General features: G+C 41.3%; 6 protein-coding genes. All 6 read left to right on the top strand.

The genetic code is table 11. The features are described from left to right. Positions 1–358: substrate-binding domain-containing protein (locus tag A194_RS0114415; RefSeq protein ID WP_017187514.1), on the top strand; the 358-nt coding region annotated here is incomplete at its 5' end. 19 nt (positions 359–377) lie between these two features. Continuing rightward, on the top strand, positions 378–1,274 hold the full coding sequence (gene rbsK, locus A194_RS0114410; protein WP_017187513.1) for a ribokinase: 897 nt from the start codon (positions 378–380) through the stop codon (positions 1,272–1,274). 1 nt (position 1,275) lies between these two features. After that, positions 1,276–1,668 carry a D-ribose pyranase gene (gene rbsD / locus A194_RS0114405; protein WP_017187512.1) on the top strand — a complete coding sequence of 131 codons (393 nt, stop codon included), beginning with the start codon at positions 1,276–1,278 and terminating at the stop codon, positions 1,666–1,668. Continuing rightward, positions 1,668–3,161 carry a sugar ABC transporter ATP-binding protein gene (locus A194_RS0114400; RefSeq protein ID WP_017187511.1) on the top strand — a complete coding sequence of 498 codons (1,494 nt, stop codon included), beginning with the start codon at positions 1,668–1,670 and terminating at the stop codon, positions 3,159–3,161. Before rbsD ends, A194_RS0114400 begins: the two co-directional genes overlap by 1 nt. A gap of 28 nt (positions 3,162–3,189) precedes the next feature. After that, positions 3,190–4,104: an ABC transporter permease subunit gene (locus A194_RS0114395; protein WP_040403075.1), complete on the top strand. Its 915-nt coding sequence runs from the start codon at positions 3,190–3,192 to the stop codon at positions 4,102–4,104. A gap of 47 nt (positions 4,105–4,151) precedes the next feature. Next, complete coding sequence (gene rbsB / locus A194_RS0114390; protein ID WP_017187509.1) at positions 4,152–5,090, top strand: ribose ABC transporter substrate-binding protein RbsB; 939 nt, start codon at positions 4,152–4,154, stop codon at positions 5,088–5,090. Positions 5,091–5,134: the final 44 nt, after the last annotated feature.

Here is a 5,134-nt window from a genome sequence, read left to right as displayed (position 1 = left end):
TGTTGTAGAAGGGAATTTTGATCAGAAGCAAGCGGCAAAAGTGACTAAAGAGTTGCTGCAGAGTCATCCAGAAATAGATGGTATATTCGCCGGGAACGATGTCATGGCACTAGGAGCATTAAAAGCTGCTGAGTCACTTCATTTAAATGTTCCAGAAGATTTAGCGATTATTGGTTTTGATGGAATTGATTTAACAGAGATGACGAAGCCGGAGCTCTCGACACTATCGCAGCCGATTTACCAAATGAGTCGGGAGGCGGCAGAAGCATTAACAGCATTAATCGAAGGGAAAATGGTTAAAGAAAAAGAGAATGTTTTCCCGTCAACATTAATTAAGCGTCAATCAACTAAAAGATAGATTTAAAGGAGTATGCTAAGTGACAGCAAAAGTGACTGTAATCGGTAGTATTAATATGGACCTCGTGTCACAAGCAGAACGTTTTCCCGATCAGGGTGAGACGTTATTAGGGACAGACTTTCAAACCATTCCTGGTGGAAAAGGGGCGAATCAAGCCGTAGCCGCTTCTAAACTTGGCGCAGAAGTGACAATGGTTGGTTGTGTTGGAGACGACACTTTTGGCCAACCATTAGTTACGCACTTGAAGGATCAAGGTATTTTTAACGTCAATGTGGAACCGGTTACACATGTTCCGACAGGTGTTGCCCAAATCACTGTGGCAGAACAGGATAACACGATTATCGTCGTGCCTGGAGCTAATGCTCATGTGACTCCGGAAATCGTAAGACAAAATGAAACAGCCATTCAAAATAGTGATGTTTTATTACTGCAATTCGAAATCCCACTTGAAAGTGTGGAAGAGGCAATAAAAATAGCCAATCAATATAACACGACAGTTGTATTAAACCCAGCGCCTATGCAACCTGTCCCTTTAAAATTACTTGAGAAAGTCGATTTCCTGACACCAAATGAACACGAGTTGACGGAGTTGCTTGATACTGAGGAGAAAAAACGTTTTTACGAGCAGTATCGTGAGAAATTTTTCGTTACACAAGGTTCGGCTGGCGTCCAGTTTGTTGAAGGTGGCAAAGAGACGATCGTCCCGAGTTACAATGTCGAGGTTAAAGATACGACGGGGGCAGGCGATACATTTAATGGCGGTTTTAGCGTTGCGCTGGCAGAAGGTAAGTCATATAGTGACGCGTGTCGCTTCGGTAATGCAGCCGCAGCGATTTCGGTTAGTCAGTTTGGCGCACAAACTGGAATGCCGGATCGTGAAGATGTTTTGAGATTACTAGATAAAGAGAGTGATTGATTTGAAGAAGCAAGGAATTTTAAACAGCGAGATTGCATCTATTTTAGCTCAATTAGGCCATACTGACACGATAGTGATCGCTGATTGTGGCTTACCTGTCCCTGATGGTGTGAAACGAATTGATCTAGCTTTAACGAAAGGGACACCAAGCTTTATTGAAACTTTAGAAGCTATTTTGGCGGACATGGAAGTAGAACATGCAACATTAGCTACAGAGATTAAGACCAATAATGAACACGTTTTAAACAAGATTGAACAGCATTATCAAGGTGAGAAAGGTTTCGTCTCACATGAAGATTTTAAAAAATTAACGAAGAATGCAAAGGTCGTGATCCGAACAGGTGAGACGACACCATTTGCGAATATTATTCTTCGTTCTGGAGTGATTTTCTAATGTCACAACAAACGTTAATTGAAATGAAAGGCATCTCGAAGTCATTTGTCGGCAATAAGGTGCTTAATGAAGTTAACTTTGAAATCCGTGCTAGTGAAGTTCACGCTTTATTAGGTGAGAATGGTGCTGGTAAATCGACTTTAATGAAAATTTTGACCGGGATATATGAGCGTGATGAAGGTGAAGTTTTCGTTAAAGGTGATCCGGTTCACTTTCAAAACACGAAGGATTCAGAAGAAGCGGGTATTGCCGTTATTCACCAAGAGCTGAACATTATTCCGTATTTAACGGTTATGGAAAATATGTTTTTAGGCCGTGAGATTAAGTTTGGAAAGACAGGCTTTTTAAACACGAAAAAGATGATCCAATTAACGAAGGAATATTTAGGTCAACTTGGTGTTGAAATTGATCCGCTTGTTAATGCAGGGAACTTATCCGTTGGGCAGCAACAAATGGTCGAGATTGCTAAAGCATTATCAGTTAATGCAGAAGTTATTGTCATGGATGAGCCGACTGCAGCGCTGACAGATCGTGAAATTGAACGACTGTTTGAAGTAATTGAGAGGTTACGCGAACAAGGTGTTGGCATCGTTTATATTTCACACCGAATGGAAGAGATCTTTAAGATTTGTAATCGTGTATCCGTTTTACGTGATGGTGAATATATCGGAACGCGTGTTATTGGTGAAGTAGAATATGATGAACTGATTAGCATGCTTGTAGGGCGTGAACTCGGCACACTTTTCCCAGAACGTGATGTTGACGTTGGCGATGTTAGGCTTAAAGTCGAAGGATTAACGTCTGATGTATTCCGTAATATCAATTTTGAAGTTAAACAAGGCGAGATTTTAGGTGTAGCAGGTTTAATGGGTGCTGGACGTTCTGAGATTATGCAAGCATTATTTGGCTACCGCGAAATTGAAAGCGGAAACATTTTCATTGATGGTAAAAAAGCGAAAATTAAAAAACCAATTGATGCGATTAAATCTGGAATCGGTTTCGTCACAGAGGACCGTAAGGAAGAAGGACTTGTCTTATCGATGTCAGTACGTGAAAACTTCACTTTACCGAACTTAGATGACGTGTCTAAGCAAACGGTTATTTCAAGTCAAAAGGAAAATGAGTTTGTAGATGATATGGTTGGACGGTTTAATGTCAAAACGTCAGGTCGTGAGCAAGAGGTGAAGTCATTAAGTGGTGGTAACCAACAAAAAATTGTCATCGGTAAATGGTTAGGCATTAATCCAAAAATTTTAATCCTAGATGAACCAACGCGTGGAGTAGATGTTGGTGCGAAAAAGGAAATTTATCAAATTATGAATGAGTTAACCGCTCAAGGGGTGAGTATCATTATGATTTCATCCGAACTGCCAGAAGTGCTTGGTATGAGTGATCGAATCTTAGTCATTCATGAAGGTCAAATTGGTGGCGAACTTAACCGTGATGAAGCGGATCAAGAGAAGATTATGTATGCTGCGACAGGAGGGGAGTAGCGTGAGAGGTCAATCATTAGGACAGATTATGCAAAAGTTAGGGCCAGTAATAGGTTTACTTGCTATTGTTATTGTTTTAAGTATTATGAGCCCACAGTTTTTAAGTTTAGATAACTTGTTGACGATGTTGCGACAAGTGACGATTATTGCACTACTCGCGTTTGGTATGACGTTTGTTATTTTAACCGGTGGAATTGACTTGTCTGTCGGGTCAACGTTGGCCTTAGCTGGTGCTTTGACAGCCGGGATGATGGCTAGTGGTATAGACCCAATATTAGCTGTCTTGTTAGGTGTATTAGCCGGAGCTGTAATGGGTGCATTTAACGGTGTCATTATCGCTAAAGGAAAAGTAGCGCCATTTATTGCAACTTTAGCAACGATGACGATTTTCAGAGGTTTAACACTCGTTTATACGGATGGTAGACCGGTAACCGGATTTACTGATAGTCAAGCATTTGACTTAATTGGTCGTGGTTATTTATTTGGGATACCAATTCCGGTCATTATGATGTTTGTGATTTTTTTCATTCTATTATTAATATTGAAGAAGACAGTATTTGGTCGCCACGTGTATGCAATTGGTGGTAACGAGGAAGCATCTATTTTATCAGGTATTAAAGTGAACCGCGTCAAAATTGGCGTTTATTCATTAACAGGTGCATTAGCAGCTTTAGCAGGAATTATTTTAACGTCTCGTTTAGGTTCTGCGTCTCCGAACGCTGGTTTCACTTATGAGCTTGATGCGATTGCAGCAGTAGTATTAGGTGGTACAAGCCTAGCTGGTGGTCGCGGTTGGATTTTTGGAACATTGATTGGAGCTCTAATTATTGGAGTTTTAAATAATGGTTTGAACTTACTAGGGGTATCTTCAAACTACCAACAAATTGTAAAGGGGGCGGTCATCTTACTTGCAGTCTTACTTGATCGTCAAAAGTCGTCGTAGGTTAATAGGTGATGGGATAACAATTAGATTTAAGGGGAGGACTTAAAATGTTTTCAAAGTTTAAATTAGGGTTAATTGCGTTTTTAACAATAGGTTTATTAGCAGCGTGTACAACTGAATCACCAACTTCAAATGGTGATGATGAGACAGATGCTAGCGGTGATGATGGCGAGGTACACATCGGGCTAGCTGTATCGACACAGAACAATCCATTCTTCGTGACGTTAAGAGAAGGTGCTGAAGACAAAGCTGAAGAGTTAGGTGTAGACATTACAGTCGTTGACGCACAAGATGATGCTGCAACACAGTTAAGTAGTATTGAAGATTTAATTCAGCAAGAAGTTGATGTATTAGTGGTTAACCCAACAGATTCAGAAGCGGTTGTATCAGCAGTAGAAGCTGCAAATGAAGCTGACATTCCGGTTGTAACAGTTGACCGTAGTGCAGATGGTGGCGAAGTAGTCGCACACATCGCATCTGACAACGTTGCAGGTGGTGAAATGGCAGGAGACTTCATCATTGAACAACTTGGTGGAGAAGGTAACGTAGTAGAATTAGAAGGGATTCCAGGATCTTCAGCAGCACGTGAGCGTGGAGAAGGTTTTCATAACGCTGTAGGTGCTGAAGATGGAATCGAAGTTGTTGCTGAACAGCCAGCGGATTTCGATCGTGCTGAAGGCTTAACAGTAATGGAGAACATTATCCAAAGTGGACAAGAGTTTGATGCAGTATTCGCACACAATGACGAAATGGCACTAGGTGCAGTCCGTGCGTTAGAATCTGCAGGTATGGATGATGTGATTGTTGTAGGCTTTGATGCTACAGATGACGCAGTAGAAGCAGTAGAAGCGGGCGAAATGGACGCAACAATTGCTCAGCAGCCAATTGAAATTGGTGAGCAAGGTGTAGAAACAGCTATAGATATCGCTAATGGCGAGGCAGTAGAAGACTTCATTCCTGTTGATTTAGAGTTAGTGACGCAGTAAATTGATTTTGAGTGGAACCCAACCGGTGCGCCGGTTGGGTTTTG

This window comes from Alkalibacillus haloalkaliphilus C5, assembly GCF_000269905.1.
In the GTDB taxonomy this organism is placed as follows: domain Bacteria; phylum Bacillota; class Bacilli; order Bacillales; family Alkalibacillaceae; genus Alkalibacillus; species Alkalibacillus haloalkaliphilus_A.
The sequence above is the reverse complement of the archived record's forward strand: the minus strand, read 5'-3'. Positions and strand labels throughout refer to the sequence as shown.

What these genes read in the sequence shown, in the direction of transcription:
- A194_RS0114400 (WP_017187511.1), top strand. Translation starts at nt 1,668, where the DNA reads ATGTCACAACAAACGTTAATTGAAATGAAAGGCATCTCGAAGTCATTT.
- rbsB (WP_017187509.1), top strand. Translation starts at nt 4,152, where the DNA reads ATGTTTTCAAAGTTTAAATTAGGGTTAATTGCGTTTTTAACAATAGGT.
- A194_RS0114395 (WP_040403075.1), top strand. Translation starts at nt 3,190, where the DNA reads ATGCAAAAGTTAGGGCCAGTAATAGGTTTACTTGCTATTGTTATTGTT.